The 26,314-nt window shown below is 64.2% G+C and carries 26 protein-coding genes; 13 read left to right on the top strand and 13 right to left on the bottom strand.

Annotated features, from left to right (window positions below):
• Positions 1-230 precede the first annotated feature (230 nt).
• Entirely contained in the window at positions 231-2,654 is a 2,424-nt protein-coding gene (locus DK261_RS21095) for a penicillin acylase family protein (RefSeq protein WP_110176265.1), read from the bottom strand.
• A 185-nt stretch (positions 2,655-2,839) separates the two neighbouring features.
• The gene (locus DK261_RS21090) at positions 2,840-3,484 is read right to left on the bottom strand and encodes a glutathione binding-like protein (protein ID WP_110176264.1); all 645 of its coding nucleotides are present in this window, start codon (positions 3,482-3,484) and stop codon (positions 2,840-2,842) included.
• Between the two features lie 147 nt (positions 3,485-3,631).
• Between DK261_RS21090 and DK261_RS21085 the strand changes: the two genes are divergently transcribed.
• Positions 3,632-4,192 (top strand): cysteine hydrolase family protein, encoded by a 561-nt coding sequence (locus tag DK261_RS21085; RefSeq protein ID WP_028681816.1) that lies wholly within the window; start codon positions 3,632-3,634, stop codon positions 4,190-4,192.
• 119 nt (positions 4,193-4,311) lie between these two features.
• On the opposite strand, the gene DK261_RS21080 is transcribed toward DK261_RS21085, so the two are convergent.
• The 4 genes from DK261_RS21080 to DK261_RS21065 form a co-directional block, all read right to left on the bottom strand.
• A complete protein-coding gene (locus tag DK261_RS21080) occupies positions 4,312-4,512 on the bottom strand; it encodes an SEC-C metal-binding domain-containing protein (protein ID WP_007923047.1) in 201 nt (66 codons plus the stop codon).
• Positions 4,509-5,003 carry an LEA type 2 family protein gene (locus DK261_RS21075; RefSeq protein WP_009047361.1) on the bottom strand — a complete coding sequence of 165 codons (495 nt, stop codon included), beginning with the start codon at positions 5,001-5,003 and terminating at the stop codon, positions 4,509-4,511. Before DK261_RS21075 ends, DK261_RS21080 begins: the two co-directional genes overlap by 4 nt.
• A gap of 72 nt (positions 5,004-5,075) precedes the next feature.
• On the bottom strand, positions 5,076-5,552 hold the full coding sequence (locus tag DK261_RS21070) for a YchJ family protein (RefSeq protein WP_028681815.1): 477 nt from the start codon (positions 5,550-5,552) through the stop codon (positions 5,076-5,078).
• Positions 5,553-5,556: 4 nt separating this feature from the next.
• Positions 5,557-6,054, bottom strand: coding sequence for a DUF6231 family protein (locus DK261_RS21065; RefSeq protein WP_028681814.1), 498 nt, complete (start codon positions 6,052-6,054; stop codon positions 5,557-5,559).
• Positions 6,055-6,249: 195 nt separating this feature from the next.
• On the opposite strand from DK261_RS21065, the gene DK261_RS21060 reads away from it, so the two are divergent.
• The 4 genes from DK261_RS21060 to DK261_RS21045 all read left to right on the top strand — a co-directional run bounded on the left by DK261_RS21060 (position 6,250) and on the right by DK261_RS21045 (position 8,912).
• On the top strand, positions 6,250-6,942 hold the full coding sequence (locus tag DK261_RS21060; RefSeq protein WP_028681813.1) for an OmpA family protein: 693 nt from the start codon (positions 6,250-6,252) through the stop codon (positions 6,940-6,942).
• A gap of 102 nt (positions 6,943-7,044) precedes the next feature.
• Positions 7,045-7,764: an OmpA family protein gene (locus DK261_RS21055; RefSeq protein WP_009047365.1), complete on the top strand. Its 720-nt coding sequence runs from the start codon at positions 7,045-7,047 to the stop codon at positions 7,762-7,764.
• 118 nt (positions 7,765-7,882) lie between these two features.
• On the top strand, positions 7,883-8,161 hold the full coding sequence (locus DK261_RS21050) for a DUF1145 domain-containing protein (protein WP_009047366.1): 279 nt from the start codon (positions 7,883-7,885) through the stop codon (positions 8,159-8,161).
• A complete protein-coding gene (locus tag DK261_RS21045; RefSeq protein WP_110176263.1) occupies positions 8,154-8,912 on the top strand; it encodes a collagen-like protein in 759 nt (252 codons plus the stop codon). Before DK261_RS21050 ends, DK261_RS21045 begins: the two co-directional genes overlap by 8 nt.
• 132 nt (positions 8,913-9,044) lie before the next feature.
• Here the strand turns inward: DK261_RS21045 and DK261_RS21040 are convergent, their stop codons facing one another.
• The gene (locus DK261_RS21040; RefSeq protein ID WP_009047368.1) at positions 9,045-9,509 is read right to left on the bottom strand and encodes a CopD family protein; all 465 of its coding nucleotides are present in this window, start codon (positions 9,507-9,509) and stop codon (positions 9,045-9,047) included.
• Positions 9,510-9,608: 99 nt separating this feature from the next.
• Here DK261_RS21040 and dinG point away from each other — a divergent pair, with 99 nt between their 5' ends.
• From dinG to pdxH, 5 genes are all read left to right on the top strand, one after another.
• Positions 9,609-11,753 (top strand): ATP-dependent DNA helicase DinG, encoded by a 2,145-nt coding sequence (gene dinG, locus DK261_RS21035; RefSeq protein WP_016702043.1) that lies wholly within the window; start codon positions 9,609-9,611, stop codon positions 11,751-11,753.
• A 93-nt stretch (positions 11,754-11,846) separates the two neighbouring features.
• Complete coding sequence (locus tag DK261_RS21030) at positions 11,847-14,273, top strand: beta-galactosidase (protein WP_053268373.1); 2,427 nt, start codon at positions 11,847-11,849, stop codon at positions 14,271-14,273.
• Positions 14,274-14,490: 217 nt separating this feature from the next.
• Positions 14,491-15,636: an EstA family serine hydrolase gene (locus DK261_RS21025; RefSeq protein ID WP_028681810.1), complete on the top strand. Its 1,146-nt coding sequence runs from the start codon at positions 14,491-14,493 to the stop codon at positions 15,634-15,636.
• A 140-nt stretch (positions 15,637-15,776) separates the two neighbouring features.
• A complete protein-coding gene (locus DK261_RS21020; RefSeq protein WP_016702045.1) occupies positions 15,777-16,949 on the top strand; it encodes an OmpA family protein in 1,173 nt (390 codons plus the stop codon).
• A gap of 31 nt (positions 16,950-16,980) precedes the next feature.
• Complete coding sequence (pdxH, locus tag DK261_RS21015) at positions 16,981-17,628, top strand: pyridoxamine 5'-phosphate oxidase (protein WP_038630777.1); 648 nt, start codon at positions 16,981-16,983, stop codon at positions 17,626-17,628.
• A gap of 12 nt (positions 17,629-17,640) precedes the next feature.
• On the opposite strand, the gene DK261_RS21010 is transcribed toward pdxH, so the two are convergent.
• Complete coding sequence (locus tag DK261_RS21010) at positions 17,641-17,877, bottom strand: hypothetical protein (protein ID WP_110176262.1); 237 nt, start codon at positions 17,875-17,877, stop codon at positions 17,641-17,643.
• Between the two features lie 173 nt (positions 17,878-18,050).
• On the opposite strand from DK261_RS21010, the gene DK261_RS21005 reads away from it, so the two are divergent.
• Positions 18,051-18,515: a glycine zipper 2TM domain-containing protein gene (locus DK261_RS21005; protein ID WP_007923357.1), complete on the top strand. Its 465-nt coding sequence runs from the start codon at positions 18,051-18,053 to the stop codon at positions 18,513-18,515.
• A 79-nt stretch (positions 18,516-18,594) separates the two neighbouring features.
• Here DK261_RS21005 and nhaA read toward each other — a convergent pair whose 3' ends face one another.
• A complete protein-coding gene (gene nhaA / locus DK261_RS21000) occupies positions 18,595-19,782 on the bottom strand; it encodes a Na+/H+ antiporter NhaA (protein WP_009047375.1) in 1,188 nt (395 codons plus the stop codon).
• A gap of 324 nt (positions 19,783-20,106) precedes the next feature.
• On the opposite strand from nhaA, the gene DK261_RS20995 reads away from it, so the two are divergent.
• Complete coding sequence (locus tag DK261_RS20995; protein WP_009047376.1) at positions 20,107-21,201, top strand: PLP-dependent cysteine synthase family protein; 1,095 nt, start codon at positions 20,107-20,109, stop codon at positions 21,199-21,201.
• Positions 21,202-21,349: 148 nt separating this feature from the next.
• Here the strand turns inward: DK261_RS20995 and DK261_RS20985 are convergent, their stop codons facing one another.
• The 3 genes from DK261_RS20985 to DK261_RS20975 form a co-directional block, all read right to left on the bottom strand.
• Positions 21,350-22,963, bottom strand: a complete 1,614-nt coding sequence (locus tag DK261_RS20985; RefSeq protein ID WP_016702048.1) for an NAD(P)/FAD-dependent oxidoreductase — start codon at positions 22,961-22,963, stop codon at positions 21,350-21,352.
• 110 nt (positions 22,964-23,073) lie between these two features.
• Positions 23,074-23,757 (bottom strand): COG3650 family protein, encoded by a 684-nt coding sequence (locus tag DK261_RS20980; protein WP_009047378.1) that lies wholly within the window; start codon positions 23,755-23,757, stop codon positions 23,074-23,076.
• Between the two features lie 184 nt (positions 23,758-23,941).
• Positions 23,942-24,541 (bottom strand): short chain dehydrogenase, encoded by a 600-nt coding sequence (locus DK261_RS20975; protein ID WP_110176261.1) that lies wholly within the window; start codon positions 24,539-24,541, stop codon positions 23,942-23,944.
• 106 nt (positions 24,542-24,647) lie between these two features.
• Between DK261_RS20975 and DK261_RS20970 the strand changes: the two genes are divergently transcribed.
• Entirely contained in the window at positions 24,648-25,556 is a 909-nt protein-coding gene (locus tag DK261_RS20970; RefSeq protein WP_028681807.1) for a LysR family transcriptional regulator, read from the top strand.
• Positions 25,557-25,802: 246 nt separating this feature from the next.
• Here the strand turns inward: DK261_RS20970 and DK261_RS20965 are convergent, their stop codons facing one another.
• Positions 25,803-26,312, bottom strand: a complete 510-nt coding sequence (locus tag DK261_RS20965) for a DoxX family protein (protein ID WP_016702052.1) — start codon at positions 26,310-26,312, stop codon at positions 25,803-25,805.
• Between the last annotated feature and the right edge of the window lie 2 nt (positions 26,313-26,314).

Raw genomic sequence — 26,314 nt, 5'->3', positions numbered from 1 at the left:
GAACCAGAGTCCCGAACAACTGTTTTAAAAGGTGGTGCGAGAGCCTGCCGTGCGTCGGCCGCGCCCCAAAAAAGAGCGTGTGGGAAGCCTTGCATCAATAGGGCGCGTGGGCGATTTCGCGCAGGAAAGGGCGCGGCTGCCGGGAGCGTGGCAGGGCCGGATCGGCGAGGGGAGTGAAGCGTTACCGGGCTCAAGCCCGCCCCTTGTGGAGAGGGGCGGGCTGGCCGGTGTTACTTGCCTGGCGCCAGGGTCAGGCGGGTCTTGCCGTAGAGGCGGTCGAAGTTCTGCGGTTGCAGCGGCAAGCTCAGGTACTGGCCCTTGAGCCAGGCGTCGATGCCGTTCAGGTAGTTCGGGCTGGCCGGGTTGCCCGACTGGCCGCTGCTGTTGATGACGCTCAGCGGTTCGCTCTGGCCGAAATCGACGATCAACCGTAGCGCCGGCGCCTCGGTCACCGTGAAGTCCTGGCCCCAGCGGTACGGCGAGCTGTTCAGGGTGCTGTGATCGCCACCGGCCTGCAGCGGCCCGCGAACGACCTGGCCATTGGCGTTCTTCCAGTGGTAGCTGTGCAGCTTGCCCCATTGCCAGGCCCTGCGGTCGCCACCCAGCTGGCTTTCACCGGCGCTGATGGCGGCGGCCAGGCTGCGGGCGAGGATCGCCGGCTTGTCTTCTTTCTGTGGGGTACGGCTGTCATCCCAGAACGGGCTGTCTTCCTGGCCCAGCAAATGGTCGGCCTGGGCCGAGTAGGACAGCGCGCCGTTGGCCACCAGGGCCTTCCAGGCCGGGCTGGATTCCGAACCCAGTTTGTCGAGGAAGATCTGCCGGGCGCTTTCCTGCAGGAACAGCTCATAGATCGCCGCATCGGCCGATACCGGGCTGAGTTTGCCGTCGAACGCCATCAGGCGGCTGTAGGCCTCGCGGGCCTTGCTGCGCTCGGCTTCGGGCAGGGCGTCGATGGCTTTCTTCAGGGGCTGCGCCATGCCGGGGGCTTCGAACATCTTCTTCAGCTTGGCGGCGAAGGGGGTGGTCTGGTCGTACTGCATGGCGATCATGCTGCGGCCGTCGTGCTTGCCGCTGCCGGCCAACTCGGCCAGGCGTTCGCCACGCTCGGGGTAGTACCAGGAGTTGGACAGCTGCATGCCATAGCCGTGGGGGATGATCCGCTGGTTGGCGGTGCCCAGCCAGCCCTGGGCCGGGTCCTGGTCATAGGGGTGGAGCATCGGGTCGGCATAGCCGTCCCAGTCGTAACGGCCTTCCCAGCCCGGCGACGGCAGCAGGCCTTCGCCTTCACGGCGGTTGGGGAAGCGGCCGGTGACCTGCCAGCCGATATGGCTGGCATCGGCGAACAGCATGTTCAGGCCGATAGCGCGGATCTCGCGGCTGGCGTCGGAGGCTCGCTCCACGTTCTGCGCCCGCGACAGGTCGAAAAACGCGTCCAGGCTCTTATCGTCCTTGAGGTCCGGCTGTTGCAGGGCCAGGCCGTAGCCGCCGCTCAGGTTGCTGGCGCTGTTGAGCAGGGCGCCGTGACGGGTTTCATAGACCACCTCGCGAATCGGCCGCTGGCCTTTGACGAAGTAGGTTTCGTTGCGCACCACGGCCGGCAGCCATTTGCCATTGGCTTCGTAATACAGCGCATTGCCCTGGCGCTTGAGTTTTTCCAGGAACAGGTCCTGGTTGTCGCCGGCGACCGAGGTCATGCTCCAGGCCACCTTGCCGTTGAAACCCTGGACGATCATCGGCAGGCCGGCGATCGAGGCGCCCGCGGCCTGGTACTTGGGCGCGCGGATCTGCACCAGGTTCCATGCCGGCGAGTGGCTGTCGGCGGCCAGCAGGCTTTTGCCGCTGCGGCTGCGCTGGGGAGCGATGGCCCAGTTGCTGGCGCCGGCGATGCTCAGCGGGTTGAGTTCGCCAAGCTTGCCGGCGGCGGTACTGATTTCGCTCAAGCCCGGGACATTCAGGTTGAGGCCCTTGAGCTTGTCGCTCTCGGCCAGCGGCAGCGCTTCGTCCGGGTAGCTCGGGGTCAGCCAGGCGAGCTTGTCGGCGCCAACTTTCTGTGCCAGCACCAGGGCGTTGATTTCTTCCGGCAGGTTGGCCGACTGGCTGAAGTTCAGCAGGCAAAAGATCAGCGCCGAATCTTCCGGTTTCCAGTATTCGGGCTTGTAGCCGGTGGCGGCCAGGTCTGGCGGCAGCTTGTCGCGGTAGCGGAACAGGTAGGCGTTGACCCCGCGGGCGTAGACCTCGAAGAAGCGCTTGATCCTCGGGGACGAGGCTTTGTACAGCTCGCCGGCACTGTTCTTCAGGTTGACCGCGCGCATGTAGCGGTCGACGTCCAGCACGTCGGCACCGGACATCTCGGCCAGCCGGCCCTGGGCCAGCAGGCGCAGGGTCACCATCTGGTTGATCCGGTCGCTGGCGTGCACGTAACCCAGGGCGAACAGCGCATCGTGGAAGGTGTTGCTTTCGATCAGCGGCATGCCCATGGCATTGCGCCGGACCGAAACGTTCTGGGCCAGGCCCTTGAGCGGTTGCACGCCAGAGGTCGGCGGCAGGCTGTCCTGGGTGTTCCATGACTGGCAACCGGCCAGGCTGAGAACGCCGGCCACTGCCGCGGCAACGCCGAACCGGGGAAGAAAATGTGAGAAGGCTGGCGAGGCCATGGCAAAGCTCCTGCGGGGGGGTAGCGTCGATAAAGGCGCTACGTTAGTGAGCAGGCGAGTGCCGCGCAAGCGGGGGCTGAGAGTATTTCTGCGTTGCCGGATAAATAGCCCGCGCCGGCCGTTCGGTGGTTGCCCGGAACAGAGCAGCCACCGCTGTTTGCCGGCCGGCAGTGGACTATCGGGCCTCAGGATTTGGGTGGGTTGATCCGGGCGGCGATGGCATAGGCGCGCGCGGTCGCGGGGCGATCGAGGATGCGGTTGAACCAGCGATGCAGGTTGGGGAAGTCTTCCAGATTCTGGCTTTGCCACTTGTGGGAGACGATCCACGGATAGATCGCCATGTCGGCGATGCTGTATTTGCTGCCGGCGACGAAATCGCGGTCCGCCAGGCGTCGGTCCAGCACCCCGTACAAGCGCGCGGTTTCATCGACGTAGCGTTTGATCGCGTAAGGGATTTTCTCCGGGGCGAACTGGCTGAAATGGTGGTTCTGCCCGGCCATCGGTCCCAGGCCACCCATCTGCCAGAACAGCCACTGCAAGGCTTCCTGACGTCCACGCAGGTCCTTGGGCAGGAACTGCCCGGTCTTTTCCGCCAGGTACAGCAGAATCGCCCCGGACTCGAACAGCGACAGCGGCGCACCGCCATCGGCAGGCTGATGATCGACGATGGCGGGGATCCGGTTGTTCGGCGCGATCTTCAGGAACTCGGGCTTGAACTGCTCGCCCTGGCCAATGTTGACCGGGTGCACGCTGTAGGGCAGGCCGGTTTCCTCGAGGAACAGGGAAATCTTGTGGCCGTTGGGGGTGGTCCAGTAATACAGGTCGATCATGGGACTCTCCAGGTAAACGAAGGACATTCTGTTACGGATAGCCAACAGTGGTATTCGGTGGTCCGGTCTACGTTCGACGGCTTGCCTGTCTGGAGAGGTGATGTTGAAGTGCGTGGAATTCAATGACCCGACACGAGAAAAGTCAGCATGGAGCTTCAGACCAATGCAGCGCTGATCCTGATCGATCAGCAACAGGGCATCCTGCACCCCAGGCTCGGGCGGCGTAACAACCCCGAGGCCGAGGAGCGCATCGCCGAGTTGCTGGCTTACTGGCGCCAGACGGCGCGGCCTTTGATCCATGTGCAGCACCTGTCCCGCAGCGAGCAGTCGGTGTTCTGGCCGGGGCAGTCGGGGGTGGAGTTTCAGCAGCGATTCATGCCGCAGGGCGCTGAGGCGGTGATCCAGAAGCAGGTGCCGGATGCCTTCTGCGCCACGACCCTGGAGGCCGATTTACGCAAGGCCGGGATCGGCCAACTGGTGATTGTCGGTGTGGCGACCCACAACTCGGTGGAATCGACGGCGCGGACCGCCGGCAATCTGGGGTTCGATACCTGGGTGGTGGAAGACGCCTGCTACACCTTCGACAAGGTCGACTTTTTCGGTCAGGCCCACAGCGCCGAGGAGGTGCATGCCATGTCGCTGGGCAACCTGCATGGCGAGTATGCGACGGTGATCGATTCGAGACAGATCCTGCAACGCGATCTGTAGGAGCGAAGCTTGCTCGCGATGCAGGCGACTCGGTTAATCGAGTTGATCTCATCGCGAGCAAGAGCTAGGCGCCCCCTTGCTCCTACATAGAAGCAGGACAAAGACACAGCATTACGGCATCAGGCGCCGTGGCACTTCTTGAATTTCTTGCTGCTGCCGCATGGGCAAGGGTCGTTGCGGCCGACATCTTTCAAGGCGTTGCGCACCGGCTCCTGGTGAGCGTGGTTGCAATGCGGACCGTGAACATGGCCGTGATCGTGATCGTGGTGGTCATGATCGTGGTTGCAGTCAGGGCCATGGACATGGGGTTGCTGGGTCATCGAGGTTGCTCCGGAATAAAATCGGCAGGAATTATCTCGCCTTTGCGCGCCAGGTGCACGTCATGGCCGATGAATAATCCGGTTTCCAGCAAACCGTCCAGGCGATAGGGGATCGGTTGCTGCGGTTCCTTCAGCCATTTCACCACCTGGCGTATCTGCGGCCACAGGTTGGTGCGCACGGGGACCTGGAAGTAGGCGCTGTGCTTGGGGCCGATGGTGAACCAGTGTTCATGTTCCCCCTCCGCCAGCAACACGTCGCCGAGATGAATCCGGTATTCCAGGGCGCGGACGGTCAGGTCGGCATCGTTGGGGTTGTCGACGCGAAAGTGCAGGCGCAAACGCTGCTCCAGCAAATTCGCCTTGATCACCTCGACCTTGACCAGGTGCACCTGCGGGTCGAGGGTGTTGTCGACGAACCACGAGGCACAGCCTGAAAGCGCCAGCACCGTGAGCAGTCCGAAGGTCCGTAGTGCGCGCAGCTGAACGACCATGGCGTTACTCCGTTTGAACTCCCAGTCTAGCAACCGCGGAGCGCACGCGAGGACAGGCTCAGGGGCGGGGATTCAACTGGTGAAATAGCTGGCGCAGCACTTCTTGAATTTCTGCCCGCTGGCGCAGGGGCAGGCATCGTTGCGGCCGGCCTTGAGTTGCACGGTCGGGTCGATGAAATACCAGTGCCCGCTGTTCTGCACGAAGGATGAGCGTTCGCGATGGCTGTGTTCGCCAGTGTTGTCGTGCCAGCGCGCGGTGAAGGTGACGAAGGCGTGTTCCGGCTGGCCGCCGAAGACTTCCGAGCTTTCGACTTCCAGGCCCAGCCAGGTGCTCTGCGCGCTCCAGTCGCTGATGGACTGGCGGTCCAGGCCGCTCTGTTGTGCCGGCAGCGTGGTGGCCACCAGGTAATCCACCAGGCCCAGCACGTAGGCACTGTAGCGCGAGCGCATCAGGGCCTCGGCGCAGGGCGCGGGGTGGCCGGCATGGTAGTGGCCGCAGCAGGCGTCCAGCAGGTTGCCACTGCCGCAGGGACAAATAGAGGTACTCATCGCATTACCACCAGTACTTTCCGAAGTTTTCCGGATTCGCCCAGAACCTGGAGTTGAGCCAGTCGGGCACTTGTTTGTATTCAAGCAGATCGTAGGTGAACAGGGTCAGGACCTGTTCGTCGCGCTGGAAACGTTCGCTGGCCTGCAGGGCCAGGGAGAAAAAGTCGGTCTCCTTCCAGCCGCAGGCATTCAGGTCGGCCAGTACCGCGATGCGGCTGGCGTTGAGATTGCGGATCCCGCCGAGCAGGTTCAGGCCGTCGCGCTTGGGCAGATGCTCCAGGCAGTCGACCGCCAGCGCCAGGTCGAAACGGCGCGCCGCCAGTCCCGCCGGCAACGGGCCGGGCGCGGTCTGGGCGATGACGGTTTCGGGGTGAGCCTGGCGAAACGCCTCCAGGGCCGGAAACCCGCTGGCACCGATCAGCAGCAGCTGTTGCGGGGCGTAGCGGTCGAGCAGGGCGGCCAGGGCCTGCTGGGGCGTGCGCGAAGAAATACCTGCGGTCATCGAAGTTCCTCAATCTTTGAGTGGCAAAGACTAGCCTGCCCGGACCCGCGGGCCTAGAGCCGTTTTGTCTGAAATGACAGCCGTTCCTGGGCAAATCCAGGGGCAAAGCCCGCCAGCCTCATGCTGGCGGAGATTTAAAGCCAGGTCTTTACTCCCCCAATCGGTTCTAAGCCGATTCCCTCAGGAGATAACTAGATGAGCATAGTTCGGACAGCATTACCCTTGGTTCTGCTAACCAGTGTGTTGACTGGTTGCGCAGGTTTGCAGAAAACCGATTGGCCGACCTGCGCTGCTGTCGGGGGTGTCGGTGGGGCTGCGTTGGGCGCGATTGAAAGCTCGTCCTGGGCGGGATACGGCGCCTTGCTGGGCGCCGGCGTCGCGGCCGGTTATTGCTGGGTGCATGGAGATGGCGACGAAGACGGCGATGGCGTGCCGGACAGCCGCGACAAGTGCCCTGGCACGCCTAAAGGCGTGCAGGTGGACGCCAACGGTTGCCCGCCAGAGCCTGTAGCCGTGGTCGAGGAAGTGGTGGTGGTCAAGGAAGAGACCATTGTCATCCGTGACGTGCACTTCGAATTCGACTCGGCCAGGCTGACCGGCGCCGACAAGGCCAAGCTCGACACCATCGCCACGCGCCTGAAACAGGAAGCCCCGAGTGCGCAGCTGCGCGTGACCGGGCACACCGACAGCGTGGGCAGTGATGCCTACAACCAGCGCCTCTCGGAAAAACGCGCGCGTTCGGTGACTGAGTACCTGATCAGCGCGGGCGTACCCCGCAGCAGTTTCGTTTCGGTAGTCGGTGCCGGCGAGAGCCAACCGGTCGCGGATAACAAAACCGCCGACGGCCGGGCGATGAACCGGCGCACGGAAATCAAAATCAACCGCTGATTGCCTGGCGTGATTGCCTGGCATGGGCGGCTTGTGCAGCCGCCCATGCGGGTCTTTACTCCTGTGTGACCGGTATGGGCCGGTGACACAGGAGCATTCATGATGAGTCTTCTCGCGCGAGCCGCCTTGCCGGTTCTACTGCTCGGCAGCCTGCTCACAGGCTGCGCTACCCACAGCGACGGCACTGCCCCCCTCAACCAGCGTACGTGGCCAATCTGCAGCCTGCTCGGCGGCCTGGTGGGCGGTGGCCTGGGCGCCATTGAAAGCGGTGGCTGGGCCGCGGGTGGCGCGGCGCTCGGCCTGGTGACCGGTGGCTTGATCTGCTATGCCCAGGATGGCGACAAGGACGATGACGGCGTGTTCGACCGCCGTGACCGTTGCCCGGATACCCCGGCCAATACCCCGGTCGACAATCGTGGCTGCCCGTTGCCGCAATACCCGGCCGCACCCGCAGCCGAGCCGGCGGCGCAATCCGAGGTGATCACCCTCAGCGATCAGGGCGATGTGCTGTTTGCCTTCGACTCGACGGAACTGACACCCGAGGCGCAAAACCAGCTGCAGGGGCTGCTGGCCAAGCTTCAGGGTGCCGACGTGCAGAGCATCAAGGTGGTCGGCCACACCGACAGCCAAGGGACGGATGAATACAACCAGAAGCTGTCCGAACGCCGCGCCAGCAGCGTCGTCGCATTCCTCCTGAGCCAGGGCCTGGCACCGGACAAACTGACCAGCCAGGGCAAGGGCGAGAGCGAGCCGGTCGCCGACAACGCCACCGAAGAAGGGCGGGCGCAGAACCGTCGGGTGGAGCTGCATATTCAGCGTTGATCACCAGGCGCCAGGGCGGCTTGGCAGGGAGCGGCGGGAGAATTTTCGCCGCCCTCTGGCTTATGCCTCGCCGAAGTGGTTACTGTGCGCGCAAAGAAAAACTCGCAAAGGGGGGCATATGAAGGTGTTTTGGGGGCTGGGCAAGTTGTTGACGCTGCTGTTCTGGTTGCTGGTGCTGGTCAATCTGGTCATCCCGCTGATCAATCCGATTCATCTGTTGATCAATCTGGCAGGCAGCCTGTTGCTGCTGACCCACCTGATGGAGCTGCTGCTGTTCAACGGCAGCCTCAAGGGCCGCGCCCACCCTTGGCGAGATCGCCTGCAGATTCTCCTGACCGGCATTTTCCATCTGCAGACCTTCAAGGCGGCGAAGCCCGCGGAGGTCGGCCATGCGTAAGCTCTGCCTGCTCGCCGTGCTATGCAGCCCACTGGTCCAGGCCCAGGTGGTGACGGTCGAGACCAACTCCCTGATGCGCCTGCCCAACACCACCAGCAGCCTGCAACTGGAGCGCCTGGAAGTGGCCGACTACGGCACCTTGCTGATCCCCTCCAATGTCACCGAGGTCAAGGTCGGCGAGTTGCGCCTGGGGCGTGAAGCGCGGATCACTATCGTTCCGGCCGAACAGAGCCTGCTGCTGAACGTCGACCATGCCGACCTGGAGGCTGGTAGCCAGATCACCTCCCGCGGGGCTCCGGGGACTTACCAGAAGGCGGCCAAACCCGGGCGCAACCTGAATCTGCGTATCGCCTCGCTGCAGGCCGGGGAACTCTCGGTGGATGCACGCGGCGGCATCGGCGCGCCGGGTTATGTCGGCCTCGATGGCGCCAACGGCGAAGAGCCGGGGTGCACCTGGGGCCAGGCCGGGCGTGGCGCCGATGGCGACAACGGCGGTGACGGTCAGCCGGGGGCGGCGGGTGCCCAGGTGCGGGTCGAGCTGCCGCGCGATTACCCGGCGGAGCAGATCAAGGTCTGGGTCGATGGCGGGGCCGGCGGTGTGGCCGGTGCGGGCGGCAAACCCGGGGCTGGCGGCAAGTCCAAGGGCTGCTTCGTCTATCGCGCCGACGGTGGCAAGAGCGGCCGTCCTGGCGCCGAAGGCCATCCAGGGCCGGCAGGCCCCGCGGGTTCGGTCACGGTACAGCGCCTGTAAACAGTCCTTAAATAGGCGGCGCTGATTCCAGCGCCATCGCGGGCAAGTCGGATCGCCGCCCGCTCGCTCCTACAGACAACACAACCCTGTAGGAGCGAGGCTTGCCCGCGATGCTTCTCCCGCTATCCGCCTTTAGAACATCGGCCGGGCCGCCGCCACAGCTACCAGCAGCAGGCCAATGATCAGATTGATCCCCACCAATTTCCGAATATTGCCCAGGGTCGTGGCCCCCGCCGGCCAGTCCTCGGCCGCCACCGCCTGGCGCAGCGCTGGCAGCTGCAACGACTGGATCCGGATAAACAGCGCGGTCATCACCACATACAGGCCCATCATCACCTGCACATAGCGCGGCGCGGTCTCGAAGCCGCTGAACCGCAGGTGGATCAGGCCGACACCACTGATCGGCAACAGCACCACCGCGACCCAGACCCAGACGAAAAACCGTGGGAACACTTCTGCCCACAGCTTCAACCGCGCCGGCCCCTCAAGGGCGGCCACCGCCGCGGGACGCAACACCATCCAGGCGAAAAACATGCCACCGACCCAGACCAGGGCGGCCAGGACATGCAGGGTGTAGGCAAGGGCAAAGGCTGTCATTCGGGTACTCCGTTCTGCGCGGGATGAATTAGCGGGGTATGATAGCGGCCGATCCGAACCACTGAAAATTTATCCAGCGTTTCTCGCGCCCGAAGAATCATGATCAGCAACGAACTCAAAACTACGATCCAGGGCGCCTACTCGCGTTTTCTCGAAGCCAAGAGCCTGAAACCGCGTTACGGCCAGCGCCTGATGATCGCTGAAGTGGCCAAGGTCCTGGGCGATGTCGACACCGACGACGAAGGCCGGCGTTCCGGCGACCCGGCCGTGGTGGCCGTGGAAGCCGGCACCGGTACCGGCAAGACCGTGGCCTACAGTCTGGCGGCGATCCCGACCGCCAAGGCCGCCGGCAAGCGCCTGGTGATCGCCACCGCCACCGTCGCCCTGCAGGAGCAGATCGTCTACAAGGATCTACCCGACCTGATGCGCAACAGCGGGCTGAACTTCACCTTCTCCCTGGCCAAGGGCCGTGGTCGCTACATGTGCCTGTCCAAGCTCGACATGCTGCTGCAGGAAGGCCACGCGCAAACCGCCACCGCCCAGCTGTTCGAAGAAGAAGGCTTCAAGATCGAGGTCGACGAGGCCAGCCAGAAGCTGTTCACCAGCATGATCGAGAAGCTCGCCGGCAATAAATGGGACGGCGACCGCGACAGCTGGCCCACCGCCCTGGAAGACTCTGACTGGGCGCGCCTGACCACCGATCACAGCCAGTGCACCAACCGCCATTGCCCGAACTTCGGCCAGTGCGCCTTCTACAAGGCCCGCGAAGGCATGGGCAAGGTCGACGTGATCGTCACCAACCACGACATGGTCCTGGCCGACCTGGCCCTGGGCGGTGGTGCCGTATTGCCGGACCCGCGCGACACCCTCTATGTGTTCGACGAAGGCCACCACCTGCCGGACAAGGCCATCGGCCACTTCGCCCACTACACCCGCCTGCGTTCCACCGCCGACTGGCTGGAGCAGACCGCCAAGAACCTCACCAAGCTGCTGGCCCAGCACCCGCTGCCGGGCGACCTGGGCAAGCTGATCGAACAGGTACCGGAGCTGGCGCGGGAGATCAAGACCCAGCAGCAGTTCATGTTCACCGCCTGCGAGCAACTGGCCGACTTCAAGACCGGCGAAGACATGGAAGGCCGCGAGCGGCCGCGCCATCGTTTCGTCGGCGGGCTGATCCCCGACCATATGCGGGAAATGGGCATCGAGCTGAAGAAAGGCTTCTCGCGCCTGACCGACCTGTTCACCCGCTTGACCGACCTGCTCAAGGAAGGCATGGACGGCGAGGTCAACATCGGCATCGCCAGCAACCAGGCCGAGGAGTGGTACCCGCTGTTCGGCAGCCTGTTGTCCCGCGCCTCGGGCAACTGGGAGCTGTGGACCGCCTTCACCACCGAAGACCCGGAAGACAACCCACCGATGGCGCGCTGGCTGACCCTGGCGGAAAGCGGCTCGCTGTTCGACATCGAGGTCAACGCCAGCCCGATCCTCGCCGCGGAGATGCTTCGTCGGAACCTGTGGAACGTGGCTTATGGCGCGCTCGTGACCTCCGCCACCCTGACCGCCCTGGGTACCTTCGATCGCTTCCGCATGCGTGCCGGGCTGCCGAAAAAGGCCGTGACAGCGGTGGTGCCCAGCCCCTTCCATCATGCCGACGCCGGGGTGCTGCGGGTCCCCGACCTGCGCGCCGACCCGCGGGATGCGCCGGCCCACACCGCGGCGATCATCCGCGACCTGCCGGAACTGGTGGAAGGCTCGCGGGGCACCCTGGTGCTGTTCTCGTCGCGCAAGCAGATGCAGGACGTGTTCGACGGCCTCGACCGCGACTGGCGCAAGCAGGTGTTCATTCAAGGCAACCTGTCGAAGCAGGAAACCCTGAACAAGCACAAGGCGCGGGTCGATGGCGGTGATTCCAGCGTGCTGTTCGGCCTGGCCAGCTTCGCCGAGGGCGTGGATTTGCCTGGTGCCTACTGCGAGCACGTGGTGATCGCCAAGATCCCGTTCTCGGTGCCGGACGATCCGGTGGAGGCCGCGCTGGCCGAGTGGATCGAAGCCAGGGGCGGCAACCCGTTCATGGAGATCTCGGTGCCGGACGCCTCGCTCAAGCTGGTCCAGGCCTGCGGCCGCCTGCTGCGTACCGAGCAGGACCGCGGCACCATCACCCTGCTGGACCGGCGCCTGGTCACCCAGCGTTATGGCAAGGCTATCCTCAATGCGTTGCCGCCGTTCCGCCGGGAAATTTCCTGAGCGCGGCCGGCCTGTGGGCCGGTCGCGTTGTCTATTGCATGTCACTGATTGCACACAGGCCGTTCATCGGTCGTTAAGGAGCACCAGGTCCCTATGATTCGCCGTTCGTTACCCGCTGTCCTTGCGCTGTTGTTCGCTACGCCGCTGCTTGCCGCGCCGGCAGGGCAACAGACGCTGTTCAACTTTGTCCGGCCTGCCGACGTGGTGCAGGTAGCGACACAGGATGCCAGCCTGCCGCAAGCCAACGCGGAGCAGACAGCCGAGGGCGAAGTGCTGCGCCGGGTGACGTTCAACCCGGCGATTCAGCCAAGCCTGCGCCTGACCCCGCAGACGGGCGCCTGGGACTGGTCGCAGTCCGGGGCCATGAGCCTGCGGATCCAGAGCGCGATGAACTGGGCCCTGACCCTGTACGTGAAGATCCAGAGCAATGACGGCAAGACCCTGCTCAGCCGCATCGACTTGCCGGCCGGCCCGGCGCAGACCCTGCTGGTGCCGCTGGTTGCCAGCTCGCCGCTGAGCCAGGGCATGAAGGCCGGCCCGCCGATGCCGATGACCTTCGAAGGCCAGCGCGTCTTGCTGGCCAGCAGCGAAGGCGAGCTGGACCGCAGCCAGGTGGTGTCGGTGACCTTGTCGATGGATCAGCCGAAAGCCGCCCAGAGCATCCTGCTCGAGCGTTTTGGCGTGCAGGACGGCGAGGCGGTGGTCAAGGCGGCCTACGGTGGCCTGGTGGATGCCTATGGCCAGTCGACCCGGGCCAGGTGGCCGGAAAAGGTCGCCAGCGACGAGCAACTCAAGGCCGCCGCGACCAAGGAACAGCAGCAGCTGAAAACCTGGCTGGCCGAGCGCGAGCGTTCCTCCCTGGACACCTTTGGCGGCTGGAGCAACGGGCCAGCCTTCAAGGCCAGTGGCTTCTTCCGTACCGAGAAACGCGATGGCCGCTGGTATCTGGTGACGCCCCAGGGGCATCCGTTCTATTCCCTGGGGGTCAATGCGGTCACGGCGGACGACAGCCAGACTTATATCGCCGGCCGTGAATGGATGTTCTCGACACTGCCTAACGTCGGCGAACCGCTGGCCGGTTATTACGGCGAAGGCGACAACCGCGGCGGCAATGGCGCCGACCGGGGCCGCGCCTATAACGCCGGTCGCTGGTACGACTTCTATGGCGCCAACCTGCAACGCACCTACGGTGTGCCTTGCACCCCGGGCAGCGAAACCAAGGCCGGTGTGGCGGACGCCGCCAAGGCCGACGCCGAGGAGGCCCAGGCCGGGCAGGGCACCGAACCGCCAGCCGCGGCACCTTGCCCTGTCGCGGCCCTGGACCAGAAGCGCTGGGCCAGCCACACCCTGGATCGCCTGCAAGCCTGGGGTTTCAACACCATCGGCAACTGGAGCGCGCCGGCGCTGGGCCTGAACGACCGTGTGCCCTACACCTTGCCACTGTCGATCGTCGGCGACTATGCAAGCATCAGCACCGGCACCGACTGGTGGGGCGGCATGCCCGATCCGTTCGATCCGCGTTTCGCCATGGCCACCGAGCGTGCCGTGGCCATTGCCGCCCGCGATCACCGTGACGATCCATGGCTGATCGGCTACTTCGCCGACAACGAACTGGCCTGGGCCGGCCCCGGCGATGACCCCAAGGCGCGTTATGCCCTGGCCTACGGCACATTGCGCATGACCACCGACGTGCCGGCCAAGCGCGCGTTCCTCAAGCAACTGCGCGACAAGTACCGCAACCAGGAGGGCCTGTCGAAGGCCTGGGGCATCAACCTGACCGCCTGGGAGCTGATGGAAGACCCGGGGTTCGAGCCGCCTTTGCCTAGCCCTGAGCATCCGGAGATCGAAGCCGACTTCAAATACTTCCAGAAGGTCTTTGCCGACACGTACTTCAAGACCATTTCCGATTCGCTGAAATGGCACGCGCCGAATCACCTGCTGCTGGGCGGACGCTTCGCCATCAGTACCCCCGAGGCGGTGGCGTCCTGTGCCCAGTACTGCGATGTGCTGAGCTTCAACATGTACACCCTCAAGCCGCAGGACGGTTACGACTTTGCCCGGCTGAATACGCTGGACAAGCCGGTCCTGATCACCGAGTTCAACTTCGGTTCCAGGGATCGCGGCCCGTTCTGGGGGGGCGTGACCGAGCTGGTGCGGGAGGAGGATCGCGGCCCGGCCTATGCCCAGTTCCTCAAGCAGGCGCTGAGCGAGCCGTCGATTGTCGGCGTGCACTGGTTCCAGTACCTCGATCAGCCGGTCACCGGTCGCCTGCTGGATGGCGAGAACGGCCATTTCGGCCTGGTGGGCATCACCGATGTGCCGTTCCAGGGTTTTGTCGACAGTGTGCGCAAGAGCAACCTGCAAGCCCTCGACCAGTTGGGCAAGGAAGCCGGGAAGGCCAAGGCAGAGGCCGACAAGGCCGCGGGTCATGCCGCCGACGGCGGCAAGCCGGGCCATGATGGCAAGGGTGCAGGGCAGGGCGGCGGCCATGCGGGCGGTCATTCGGGCAATGGCCATTGATCGCTGAGCCAGGCCTTTAGGGTACGGCTTCCCCGCGTGGGCCGGTCCGCCTCTACACTCACTCGTAGGGGCTGGCCGGCCCGCGCCGCGTTCAATGTCCGTCGATTTCTGAACAATTCTTCCGGTGGATAGCCGCCGGGCTCGCTTCTGTTCCCAAAACCCTCAAGGGCTGGAACAATGCGCACCACTTTGTAGAGCATGGTCCGGGGAGTTACGGGTGCAGATTCAGGGTCATTACGAGCTTAAGTTCGAAGCGGTGCGCGAGGCCTTCGCGGCCCTCTTCGAGGATCCCCAGGAACGCGGTGCGGCGTTGTGCATTCAGATCGGCGGGGAAACCGTGATCGACCTCTGGGCCGGCACCGCCGACAAGGACGGCAGCGAGGCCTGGCACTGCGATACCATCGCCAACCTGTTTTCCTGCACCAAGACCTTCACCGCGGTCACCGCCCTGCAACTGGTGGCCGAAGGCAAGTTGCAGCTGGACGCGCCGGTTGCCCGGTACTGGCCTGAATTCGCCGCGGCCGGCAAGGAAGCGATCACCCTGCGTCAGTTGCTCTGCCATCAGGCCGGGCTGCCGGCCTTGCGTGAGCTGCTGGCGCCGGAAGCGCTCTACGACTGGCAAACCATGGTCGATGCCCTCGCGGCGCAAGCCCCTTGGTGGACGCCGGGCGAAGGCCACGGTTATGCGGCCATCACCTACGGCTGGCTGGTGGGCGAGTTGCTGCGTCGGGCTGACGGGCGCGGTCCCGGCGAGTCCATCGTGGCGCGGGTCGCCAGGCCGCTGGGGCTGGACTTTTTCGTTGGCCTGCCCGACGAGGAGTTTTACCGGGTGGCGCATATCGCCCGGGGCAAGGGCAATGTCGGCGACGCGGCCGCACAGCGCCTGCTGCAAGTGACCATGCGCGAACCCACGGCCATGACCACCCGGGCGTTCACCAACCCGCCGTCGATCATGACCAGTACCAACAAGCCGGAATGGCGGCGCATGCAACAGCCAGCGGCCAATGGCCATGGCAATGCCCGCAGCCTGGCCGGGTTCTACAGCGGCCTGCTCGATGGCAGCCTGCTGGAAGCGGACATGCTCGAAGAGCTGACCCGCGAACACAGCGTCGGCATGGACAAGACCCTGTTGACCCAGACCCGTTTCGGCCTGGGTTGCATGCTTGACCAGCCGCAGGTGGCCAACGCGACCTTCGGTCTCGGCCCTCGTGCGTTTGGTCATCCGGGAGCGGGTGGCTCCATCGGTTTCGCCGATCCTGAGTACGATGTGGCCTTCGGTTTTGTCACCAATACCCTGGGGCCATACGTGCTGATGGATCCAAGAGCGCAGAAGTTGGTGAGGGTTCTGTCGGATTGTCTGTAAAAAGGTTGCTGTCAGGATTTTTTTTGCCTAAACATGAGTAAAGGCATCAGAAAGGAACCCTGTGGCTTTTATACTTTCAAAGCGTCTGTTTGTACGGTTCGTAGAGACCGTAATTTTTGATCTCATTTTGTGGATATCCCATGTCGTCGAACAAGTCTTTAGCCTTGGCTCTTTGCCTCACTGTCACCGGTTGTGCACAAACTCCACAAAATGACGCAGAAGGAGGGCACTGGTGGTCTTTCGGTTCCGATAAGACCGCCAGCAAGGAAGCGGTGCAACCGGTAGCAAAAGCAGCTGCCAACGAAGTTTCCGCGGCCAAGTCCGCCGCCACCTCCACCGCCAAGTCCGCGACCGCTCCTGCCGCAGCCAAGGTCGAAACCGCAACCGCTTCCGCCGCTGCTCCGGCCGCCAAGGCCGAGACCACCAACTGGTGGTGGCCGTTCCCTTCCAAGGACGCGAGCAAAGACGCAGTCAAAGAGCCGCTAGCCGACGCCAAGGCCAAGACGGACGCCGCGACCGCGGCGCCGAAGGTCGCCAAGACCGAGACTGGCAACTGGTGGTGGCCTTTCAACCAGCAGCCCACGTCTCCGACCAAGGCAGACGTGAAAGACATCCCTATGCCGGATCCAAAAATTACCCAGGCCTGGCTGGACGACTACGAGCCGCGCCTGCGTGAAGCCATCAAGGACAGCCGCCTGCAACTGGAGCGTCGCGAGAACACCCTGGTGGTGACCGCTCCGGTCGACGGTTCGTTCAACCCGGATCGCCCGGCCATGTTGCTGCCGGTCACCCTGAGCCCGTTCACCCGCGTGGCCAAGGCCGTGGGTACCGATGCCAAGACTTCCGTGCTGGTACTGGGCCATGCCGACACCACCGGTGCCGCAGCGGCCAACCAGAAGCTGAGCCGTGATCGTGCGCAGTCCGTTGCCGCGATTTTCAGCCTCACTGGTCTGAAGCGTGATCGCCTGATGCTGCGTGGCATGGGTTCGGTCATGCCTCGCGCCGCCAACGACAGCGCCGAAGGTCGTGCGCTGAACCGTCGTGTGGAAATCATCGTCACCCAGCGCAGCACCATGCTGGCCCTGCTGAGCAAGTACAACCAGCCGACCCCGTCCGAGGCTGAACTGGTTGCCGTACAGGATGTGAAGTCGGTCGTTCCTGCTGCGTCCTCGAAGAAAGCCGTCGCCGCGAAGAAAGCCGCTCCGGCGAAAAAAGCCCCAGCCAAGAAGCCTGTGGCGAAGAAAGCCGTCGCCAAGAAAACCACCACTGCCAAGGCTCCGGCCAAGGCAGCGACCGAACAGGCGAAGAACTGATTCATCAGGCATCGGGCAAAAGGAACCTGCAATGACCCAGGGACTGGCGGACATGCGCCGCGACTACACCCGTGACGGACTGACCGAAGCCCAGGCTCCGGTCGAGCCCTTCACGCTGTTCCACCAGTGGTTCGCACAGGCGGTGAAAACCGAGCAGCCGCCTGTCGAGGCCAACGCCATGACCCTGGCGACCGTTGACGAAGAGGGGCGCCCTCATTGCCGCATCCTGCTGCTCAAGGGGCTGGATGCGCAGGGCTTCACCTTCTTCACCAACTACGACAGCGCCAAGGGGCAGCAATTGGCCGTACGGCCTTTTGCCGCCATGACCTTCTTCTGGCCGGCCCTGGAGCGCCAAGTGCGTATCGAAGGGCGGGTGGTCAAGGTCACCGCCGAGGAGTCCGATGCCTACTTCCAGGTCCGCCCGCTGGGCAGCCGCCTGGGCGCCTGGGCATCGCCGCAGAGCCAGGTGATCGCCGATCGCCAGGAATTGGAAGCTCTGCTCAAGAACACCGAGGAGCGCTTCAGCGATACCCAGCCCCATTGCCCCGAGCACTGGGGAGGTTATCGCCTGTTACCGGAGCGCATCGAGTTCTGGCAGGGGCGTGCCAGCCGTTTGCACGATCGCCTGAACTACCGCCTGCAAGGTGCCGACTGGGTGCGTGAGCGCCTGGCCCCCTGAACCCGAATCAGCTCATTCGCCGGGATAACCGGCCGCGGCGGCTTCAAGCCACTGTGGCAGGTCCCGGCGTTTTACTTTCTGGCGATGGGCATTCGCCAGCTGTTGCAGCATGAAGGATTTTTTCTTCTCGTCCCCGCCGGCCAGCGACAGCGCCAGGTCCCGGTCCATCCAGCGCTTGATCCGTACAGACAGCCACCAATGGAAGTACAGGCCGGCAACGGTGGTCACGACGATGATGAAGTAATCCATGGAAAATCCTTTGGCCGGTGGCGCAACTCGGGAAATAAGCGCTACCGTGTGAAGAGTTTTTATATGCATGCAGTCTGTACTGCTGCTGAATGGAACCAATTTTATCCGGGCGATGCCGTGACAGGCGTCAAGCTGCGGAGTTTAATGATTATCTGTCCTTTGGAGTTGATCCTATGCGTAAGTCTGTTTTGCTGGTTGCTTCCTTTTCCACGATGGCCATGTTGCTCACCGGTTGCCAATCCAACCTGTCCGGTGACTCTTACTCCCGTGACGAGGCGCGTCGCGTACAGACCGTTCGCATGGGCACCATCGAATCCCTGCGTCCGGTGAAAATCGAAGGCACCAAGACCCCGATCGGCGGCCTCGCCGGTGCAGCGGTCGGCGGCGTTGGCGGCAGCGCCATCGGCGGCGGCAAAGGCAGCATCGTGGCAGCGGTCATCGGCGCGGTGGCGGGCGGCCTGATCGGTTCCGCCACCGAGGAAGGCCTGACCCGTACCCAGGGCGTGGAAATCACCGTGCGTGAAGACGACGGCAGCATGCGTGCCTATGTACAACAAGTTGAACAAAACGAAGTGTTCCGCGTTGGCGAGCGCGTGCGCATCATGAGTGTCAACGGCACCAGCCGTGTTGCCCACTAAGGGTTAACCGCGACAAAACAAAACCCCGGCCAGGCAACTGGTCGGGGTTTTGTGTTTTCAGCCCTGGCAACGCCGGTGGTTATGCCGGCAATTGTGGGTTCTTGCGGCTGGCCGCGGCCGTTACGGCGTAGCCGATCAGGGCGGCGAAGAGCGAGCCGGTGAGGATGCCCATGCGGTCCATGCCAGCGTATTCGCTGCTGCCGGGCACGAAGGCCAGGGAGCCGACAAACAGGCTCATGGTGAAGCCGATCCCGCAGAGAATCGCCACGCCCAGCACCTGGCCCCAGTTGGCGCCGCCGGGGAGGGCGGCCAGGCCCATCTTCACCGCCAGCCAGGTCAGGCCGAACACGCCGACGGTCTTGCCCAGCAGCAGGCCGATGGCGATGCCCATGGGCACGTAATGGGTGAAGCTTTCCACGGTAATGCCCTGCAGCGACAGGCCGGCATTGGCGAAGGCGAACAGCGGCAGGATGCCGTATGCCACCCACGGATGCAGCGCATGCTCCAGGCTCAGCAGCGGCGAAGGCTCGGCATTGCGGGTACGCAGCGGGATGCAGAACGCCAGGGTCACGCCGGCCAGGGTCGCGTGGACGCCACTCTTGAGCACGCAGACCCAGAGGATCAGGCCGATGATCATGTACGGCCCGAGCTTGACCACCCCCAAACGGTTCATCGCCACCAGCGCCACCAGGCAGGCCGCGGCGAGCATCAGCGACAGGGTCGACAGGGCGCCGGAGTAGAAAATCGCGATGACGATGATGGCCCCCAGGTCATCGATGATCGCCAGCGTCATCAGGAACAGTTTCAGCGACACCGGCACCCGCTTGCCCAGCAGGGCCAGCACGCCGAGGGCGAAGGCGATGTCGGTGGCCATGGGAATCGCCCAGCCGCTGAGCGCCGGCGGGTTGTCCTTGTTGAGGAACCAGTAGATCAGTGCCGGCACGACCATGCCGCCGATGGCGGCGGCGCCCGGCAGGACGATCTGCGAAGGCTTGGACAGGTGGCCGTCGAGGACCTCGCGCTTGACCTCCAGGCCGATCAGCAGGAAGAACATGGCCATCAGGCCGTCGTTGATCCACAGCAGCAGGGGCTTGGCGATTTTCAGGGCGCCGATCTGGGCGACCACGGGAGTGTCCAGCAGGCCGTTGTACAGCCAGGACAGCGGTGAGTTGTTGATGATCAGGGCAAGCACGGCAGCGGCAATCAATAACAGACCGCTGGCAGCTTCCAACTGAAAGAAACGCGTGAAAGTGCTACGCAGAGGCAAGGTCGCTCTCCATCAGAAAACTAAAAAGGTGGCACACCCTAACCCGTACTGTTAGTTGTTAAAACAAAAGTTATATTCTTTTTTGTTATATGTAGCAGAGCAGCGGCCCGCTGGAAAACCAGCCTAGCAGTTGTGTATCCAATTGATTCAAAACTGTACCTGTGAGCGACCGGGGATGTTTCTTAACATGTCCGGCCCCAGCCCGACGGGCCGGGGACTTTTGCCTGTTGCAGCACCTGATTTTCCTTGTGCCTGGATCACCTATGCTGGGTGCACATCATCTTTTTGCGTCCTGTGTGGCGTTCGAGCCAACGAGAAAACACCATGAGCGACAACCGTCAGTGGGCCCGCGAGGCCATCCGGATCATCGAAGCCGATTTCCAGCGCAGCGCCGATACCCACCTGATCCCCTTGCCCCTGCCGGGGCTACCGGGCATCGAGCTGTATTTCAAGGACGAGTCCAGCCATCCCACCGGCAGCCTCAAGCATCGCCTGGCGCGTTCGTTGTTCCTTTATGCGCTGTGTAACGGCTGGCTTAAGCCCGGGGCACCGGTGATCGAGGCGTCCAGCGGTTCGACGGCGATTTCCGAAGCCTATTTCGCGCGCCTGCTGGGCTTGCCGTTCATTGCGGTGATGCCGGCCACCACGTCCCAGGAAAAGATCGCGCAGATCGCCTTCTACGGCGGCAAGAGCCACCTGGTGCAGGACCCGACGCAGATCTACGCCGAATCGGAGCGCCTGGCCCGGGAGAGCGGCGGGCATTTCATGGACCAGTTCACTTACGCCGAGCGCGCCACCGACTGGCGGGCGAACAACAACATCGCCGAGTCGATCTTCCAGCAACTGCGCTTCGAACGTTACCCGGAGCCCAAATGGCTGATCTCCAGCCCGGGCACCGGCGGCACCACCGCTACCCTGGGGCGTTATGTGCGCTATCGCCAGCATTGCACCCGGGTACTCTGCGCCGACGCCGAGCGTTCGGTGTTCTTCGATTACTACCAGAGCGGTGACGCCAGCCTGCGCCTGGATTGCGGTTCGCGTATCGAAGGGATCGGCCGGCCACGGGTCGAGGCGTCGTTCCTGCCCAAGGTGATCGATGCGATGGTCAAGGTGCCGGATGCCCTGTCGCTGGCGGCCATGCATTACCTGGCGCAGCGCCTGGGGCGGCGGGTGGGCGGTTCCAGCGGGACCAACCTGATCGGCGCGCTGATGGCGGCGCAGCAGATGAAACAGGCCGGCGAGAGTGGTTCGATCGTCGCCATCCTGTGTGACGGTGGCGAGCGTTATGCGACCACCTATTACGATCAGGACTGGCTGACCGCCCAGGGTTACCAGTTGACGGCCTTGATCGAGGCGGTGGCAGCGAGTGTGGAACGTGGCGAGGCGTTGCCGGCCAGCGTATTGCGCGCTGGCATCTGAGGCTGCAAGCCCGCCCTTGTAGGAGCGAGCTTGCTCGCGAAAAACATCAAGACAACGCGGTGTTTCAGATGCCCCGCGTTATCGTTGGCCTCCATCGCGAGCAAGCTCGCTCCTACAGGGGGGCATCTCCCCCTGGCATAGGCCTTTTTTACGCCTCGATGCCGAGGATGTTGCGCGCCACCGCTTCGGCGATGCGGATCCCGTCGACCCCGGCCGACAGGATGCCGCCGGCATAACCGGCGCCTTCACCGGCCGGGTACAGGCCCTTCACGTTCAGGCTCTGCATCGATTCGTCGCGGGTAATGCGCAGCGGCGACGAGGTGCGGGTCTCGATCCCGGTCAGTACCGCGTCATGCAGGGAGTAACCCTTGATCTGCCGCTCGAAGGCCGGCAGCGCTTCGCGGATCGCCTCGATGGCGAAGTCCGGCAGGGCCAGCGCCAGGTCGCCCAGGGCGACGCCCGGCTTGTAGGACGGCTCGACGCTACCCAGGGCGGTGGACGGCTTGCCGGCGATAAAGTCGCCGACCAGTTGCGCCGGGGCCTCGTAGTTGCTGCCGCCGAGCACGAAGGCGTGGGACTCCAGGCGCTCCTGCAGCTCGATGCCGGCCAGCGGGCCGCCCGGGTAATCCACTTCCGGGGTGATGCCGACCACGATGCCGGAGTTGGCATTGCGCTCGTTACGCGAGTACTGGCTCATGCCGTTGGTGACCACGCGGTTCGGCTCGGAAGTCGCCGCCACCACGGTGCCGCCCGGGCACATGCAGAAGCTGTAGACCGAACGGCCGTTCTTCGCGTGGTGCACCAGCTTGTAGTCGGCGGCGCCGAGCTTCGGGTGACCGGCGTACTTGCCCAGGCGCGCGCTGTCGATCAGTGACTGTGGGTGTTCGATGCGGAAACCCACGGAGAACGGCTTGGCCTCCATGTACACGCCACGGCCGTGGAGCATGCGGAAGGTGTCGCGGGCGCTGTGGCCGAGGGCCAGGATCACGTGTTTCGAGTGAATCTGTTCGCCGCTGTTGAGCTCGACGCCGACCAGCTGGCCGTCTTCGATCAGCACGTCGGTGACCCGTTGCTCGAAGCGCACTTCACCGCCCAGGGCGATGATCTGCTGGCGCATGTTCTCGACCACGCCGGTCAGGCGGAAGGTACCGATGTGCGGCTTGCTGACGTAGAGGATCTCTTCCGGCGCGCCGGCCTTGACGAACTCGTGCAGGACTTTGCGGCCGTGGTGTTTCGGGTCCTTGATCTGGCTGTACAGCTTGCCGTCGGAGAAGGTCCCCGCGCCGCCTTCGCCGAACTGCACGTTGGATTCCGGGTTGAGCACGCTTTTGCGCCACAGGCCCCAGGTGTCCTTGGTGCGCTGGCGCACTTCCTTGCCGCGCTCGAGGATGATCGGCTTGAAGCCCATCTGCGCCAGCAGCAGGCCGGCGAAAATCCCGCAGGGGCCGAAACCCACTACGATTGGGCGCTGCGCCAGGTCGGCGGGCGCCTGGCCGACGACCTTGTAGCTGACATCCGGCGCCGGGTTGACGTTACGGTCGTCGGCGAACTTGTGCAGCAGCTTGGCCTCGTCACGCACGTTCAGATCGAGGGTGTAGATGAAGCACAGCTCGGACGACTTCTTGCGCGCGTCGTAGCTGCGCTTGAACAGGGTGAAGTCGAGCAGGTCCTCGCTGGCGATGCCCAGGCGCTGCAGGATGGCAGGGCGCAGGTCTTCATCGGGATGGTCGATCGGCAGCTTGAGTTCGGTGATTCGTAACATGACAGGGTCCGGTTCGCGGGACGCACCAATGCGTCAGGGCGGTTTTACAAACCGGCGATTATAAGCCGCAAAGCCCGGACCCCGTGAGGTTAAAACGGTTGTCCGTCGCCTCAGTCGCTGCGCGAGCCGCCGAAATAGGCGCAACCGCGCTGGACCTGGCCATCGACCCGCAATTCCGCGGTCAGGTGCTGCACGCTGCCGGTCTTGCTGTCCACGCAGCGCTGCGGCGCGACCCAGAGTTCGACATGGCGGTTGTTGGCTTCGCTGCTGAGGTTGAAGCGGCCGTCGCCCAGTTGCTCTTCCAGGTAAGGCAGCGCCAGTGCCGGCTGGCCGGCGCGTTCGATGCGCATGCCCTTGGCGCTGACATCGACGTTCCAGTCCGGAGCCTTGCCACTGGCCCGCAGGATCAGGCGCGGGAAGTCGGGATCGCCGCAGGCATCGCTCGAGCGTTCGACGCGATACAACTGGCTCAGCGCCACTTCACTGTCGGCGCCGCCGGCCTTGCTCGGGGAAAAGTGCCCGCGCAGGTCGGCGAACAGCGTGCCCTGCTGGTCGGCCAGGCTGGCGGCTTCCTGGAGGATGCTGGTGCCACCGTTGTCCTTGACCACATAACGCTGCTCGCCGACGCAAGGCTTGAACAGCAACTGGCCGTCGGCGGCGGTCAGCGTGCCCTGCATGCGGGTCTGGCCGGCCTGGGACTGCGTCCGGGGCTGGCCATCGAACACCGACAGCATCTGGCAACCGGCAAACAGGGGGAGCAGGGCAATACAAACAAGGGAACGGGCGGCACGCATCGTCGGGTCTCCAATCAAGTGCCGCCACGTTACGCAGCCTGACCGTTCATCACAACCCCGGATCCAATCGCGCCTCTGTAGGAGCCAGGCTTGCCGGCGATGCAGGTACTGCGGTGTGACTGGCGTACCGCTATCGCGAGCAATCGAGCGTCGACCGGCTGCTCCTACAGAAGATCCATGTGGGTCAGCCGACGATATAGGTCTGGCCGGTCTGCAGGCCTTCCACGCTCTTGGCGTAGGCCAGCGCCACGTCGGCGCCGGGAACCGGCTTATAGCCACGGAAGTACCGGGCGTAACTGTCCATGGCCTCCACCAGCACGGTCGGGCTTACCGAGTTCACCCGCAGGCCGCGCGGCAACTCGATGGCGGCGGCGCGGACGAAACCGTCGATGGCGCCGTTGACCAGGGCTGCCGAGGCGCCGCTGCGGATCGGGTCGCGGTTGAGGATGCCGGAGGTGAAGGTGAACGAGGCGCCGTCGTTGGCGAACTCGCGACCGATCAGCAGCAGGTTGACCTGGCCCATCAGCTTGTCCTGCAGGCCCAGGGCGAAGTGCTGTTCGCTCATCTCGCCCAGTGGCGCGAAGGTGACATTGCCGGCGGCGCAGATCAGCGCGTCGAATGTGCCGGTTTGCTCGAAGAGCGCGCGGATCGAGGCGCTGTCGCTGATATCCACCTGGAAATCACCGCTGGTACGGCCAATGCGGATGATTTCATGACGCTGCGACAGCTCTTTGTCGACCGCTGAACCTATGGTGCCGTTGGCGCCGATCAGAAGAATTTTCATGGGGCTGTTCCTCGCGTGGGTTGAACGAGGTTGCAGTCTAGTGCTGGTTTTTCCTGTTGATTAGCGCACTAATAGGCAATCTTTGGTTTTCAAATGGAAACAATCCATGAGCGAGATGGATGACCTGGCGGCGTTCGCCGTGCTGATCGAGGCCGGCAGTTTCACCCTGGCCGCCCAGCAATTGGGTTGCAGCAAGGGGCAATTGTCCAAGCGCATCAGCGCCCTGGAGGCGCAGTTCTCGGTCGTGCTGTTGCAGCGCACCACGCGCCGCTTGAGCCTGACCGCGGCGGGCGCCGCCTTGTTGCCCCAGGCCCAGGCGCTGCTGGTCCAGGTCGAGCGGGCGCGCCAGGCGCTGGCGCGGCTCAAGGACGACATGGCCGGGCCGGTGCGGCTGACGGTGCCGGTGTCCCTGGGGGAGACCTTTTTCGAGGGCCTGTTGCTGGAGTTTTCCCGGCAGTATCCCGAGGTGCAGATCGAGCTGGAGCTGAACAACAACTACCGCGACCTGACCCGGGACGGCTTCGACCTGGCGATCCGCTCGGAGGTGGCCAACGACCAGCGGCTGGTGGCCAGGCCGCTGCTGGCCTGGCACGAGATGACCTGCGCCAGCCCGGCCTACCTGGAGCAATATGGCGAGCCGCAGACGCCCAGGGACCTGGCCGAGCATCGCTGCCTGCTCAACAGTCATTACAGCGGTCGTGAGGAGTGGCTCTATCACCAGCAGCACGAGCTGTTGCGGGTGCGGGTGTCGGGGCCCTTCGCCAGCAATCACTACAACCTGCTGAAAAAGGCCGCGCTGGTGGGCGCCGGGATCGCCCGACTGCCGTCCTACCTGTTGCAGGCGGAATTGGCCGATGGGCGTTTGCGCGGGCTGCTGCGCGACTACCAGACCCGCAGCATGCCGATGTACCTGGTGCACCCGTATCAGGGCGGGTTGCCCAGGCGCACCCAGGTCCTGGCCGATTACCTGATCGGCTGGTTCAAGCGCAGCGGCGAAGCGCTGGATCGCCTCTGACTTGATGCTGCGATGGACCTTGTAGCCGCTGCCGCAGGCTGCGCAAGGCCCGAAGGGCCTCGGCGGTCTTGAGACCTTGCGCGTCCTTCGGACCCGATCGCAGCCTGCGGCAGCGGCCACAGCTACAGCGGTGGGCGATCAGATCTGTAGGAGCGAAGCTTGCTCGCGATGGCGGCACCGCGGACTGTCTGAAAAACCGCGTTATCGTTCATCGCGAGCAAGCTGCGCTCCTACAGGGACAGAGGGTCAAGGTCGTTGGTAGCGGCGGGCGATCAGGTGATCGATGGAGAGCTTGCCGGGGCCGCGGGCCATCAGGTACAGCAGGACCGCCGCCCAGGTGCCGTGGGTCGGGTAGGCATCGGGGTAGACGAACAGCTGGATGGTCAAGGTCATGCCCAGCAGCGCCAGGGCCGAGAAGCGCGTGGCGAAACCGACCAGGAGCAGCAGCGGGAACAGATGCTCGGCGAATGCCGCCAGGTGCGCGGCCAGTTCGGGGGAGAGCAGCGGTACCCGGTACTCGCTCTGGAACAGGGGAATGGTCGAGTCGGCCAGGCGCGGCATGCCGAGCTCGAACGTCCCGGAAAACAGATCGATGGCCAGGCCCTCGACCTTGGTCTGGCCGGATTTCCAGAACACCGCGGCAATCGAGAAGCGCGCGATAAAGGCGATCAGGCTGTGGGGAATACGCTCCAGCAACTGGATGAGTCGGTTCACCCCGTGGCTGAGCGGGTGGTGTTTGGTGCAGTGGGTGTGCATGT

It is taken from the genome of Pseudomonas sp. RW409 (assembly GCF_003184125.1).
Taxonomy (GTDB): domain Bacteria; phylum Pseudomonadota; class Gammaproteobacteria; order Pseudomonadales; family Pseudomonadaceae; genus Aquipseudomonas; species Aquipseudomonas chlororaphis_I.
Note: the sequence above shows the minus strand (reverse complement) of the source record. Positions and strands in the feature narration are given on the sequence as shown.

Excerpts from the sequence above, each read along its gene's own strand:
- DK261_RS21095 (WP_110176265.1), bottom strand. The coding sequence starts at position 2,654 with ATGGCCTCGCCAGCCTTCTCACATTTTCTTCCCCGGTTCGGCGTTGCC.
- DK261_RS21090 (WP_110176264.1), bottom strand. The coding sequence starts at position 3,484 with ATGATCGACCTGTATTACTGGACCACCCCCAACGGCCACAAGATTTCC.
- DK261_RS21085 (WP_028681816.1), top strand. The coding sequence starts at position 3,632 with ATGGAGCTTCAGACCAATGCAGCGCTGATCCTGATCGATCAGCAACAG.
- DK261_RS21080 (WP_007923047.1), bottom strand. The coding sequence starts at position 4,512 with ATGACCCAGCAACCCCATGTCCATGGCCCTGACTGCAACCACGATCAT.
- DK261_RS21075 (WP_009047361.1), bottom strand. The coding sequence starts at position 5,003 with ATGGTCGTTCAGCTGCGCGCACTACGGACCTTCGGACTGCTCACGGTG.
- DK261_RS21070 (WP_028681815.1), bottom strand. The coding sequence starts at position 5,552 with ATGAGTACCTCTATTTGTCCCTGCGGCAGTGGCAACCTGCTGGACGCC.
- DK261_RS21065 (WP_028681814.1), bottom strand. The coding sequence starts at position 6,054 with ATGACCGCAGGTATTTCTTCGCGCACGCCCCAGCAGGCCCTGGCCGCC.
- DK261_RS21060 (WP_028681813.1), top strand. The coding sequence starts at position 6,250 with ATGAGCATAGTTCGGACAGCATTACCCTTGGTTCTGCTAACCAGTGTG.
- DK261_RS21055 (WP_009047365.1), top strand. The coding sequence starts at position 7,045 with ATGAGTCTTCTCGCGCGAGCCGCCTTGCCGGTTCTACTGCTCGGCAGC.
- DK261_RS21050 (WP_009047366.1), top strand. The coding sequence starts at position 7,883 with ATGAAGGTGTTTTGGGGGCTGGGCAAGTTGTTGACGCTGCTGTTCTGG.
- DK261_RS21045 (WP_110176263.1), top strand. The coding sequence starts at position 8,154 with ATGCGTAAGCTCTGCCTGCTCGCCGTGCTATGCAGCCCACTGGTCCAG.
- DK261_RS21040 (WP_009047368.1), bottom strand. The coding sequence starts at position 9,509 with ATGACAGCCTTTGCCCTTGCCTACACCCTGCATGTCCTGGCCGCCCTG.
- dinG (WP_016702043.1), top strand. The coding sequence starts at position 9,609 with ATGATCAGCAACGAACTCAAAACTACGATCCAGGGCGCCTACTCGCGT.
- DK261_RS21030 (WP_053268373.1), top strand. The coding sequence starts at position 11,847 with ATGATTCGCCGTTCGTTACCCGCTGTCCTTGCGCTGTTGTTCGCTACG.
- DK261_RS21020 (WP_016702045.1), top strand. The coding sequence starts at position 15,777 with ATGTCGTCGAACAAGTCTTTAGCCTTGGCTCTTTGCCTCACTGTCACC.
- pdxH (WP_038630777.1), top strand. The coding sequence starts at position 16,981 with ATGACCCAGGGACTGGCGGACATGCGCCGCGACTACACCCGTGACGGA.
- DK261_RS21010 (WP_110176262.1), bottom strand. The coding sequence starts at position 17,877 with ATGGATTACTTCATCATCGTCGTGACCACCGTTGCCGGCCTGTACTTC.
- DK261_RS21005 (WP_007923357.1), top strand. The coding sequence starts at position 18,051 with ATGCGTAAGTCTGTTTTGCTGGTTGCTTCCTTTTCCACGATGGCCATG.
- DK261_RS20995 (WP_009047376.1), top strand. The coding sequence starts at position 20,107 with ATGAGCGACAACCGTCAGTGGGCCCGCGAGGCCATCCGGATCATCGAA.
- DK261_RS20985 (WP_016702048.1), bottom strand. The coding sequence starts at position 22,963 with ATGTTACGAATCACCGAACTCAAGCTGCCGATCGACCATCCCGATGAA.
- DK261_RS20980 (WP_009047378.1), bottom strand. The coding sequence starts at position 23,757 with ATGCGTGCCGCCCGTTCCCTTGTTTGTATTGCCCTGCTCCCCCTGTTT.
- DK261_RS20975 (WP_110176261.1), bottom strand. The coding sequence starts at position 24,541 with ATGAAAATTCTTCTGATCGGCGCCAACGGCACCATAGGTTCAGCGGTC.
- DK261_RS20970 (WP_028681807.1), top strand. The coding sequence starts at position 24,648 with ATGAGCGAGATGGATGACCTGGCGGCGTTCGCCGTGCTGATCGAGGCC.
- DK261_RS20965 (WP_016702052.1), bottom strand. The coding sequence starts at position 26,312 with ATGCACACCCACTGCACCAAACACCACCCGCTCAGCCACGGGGTGAAC.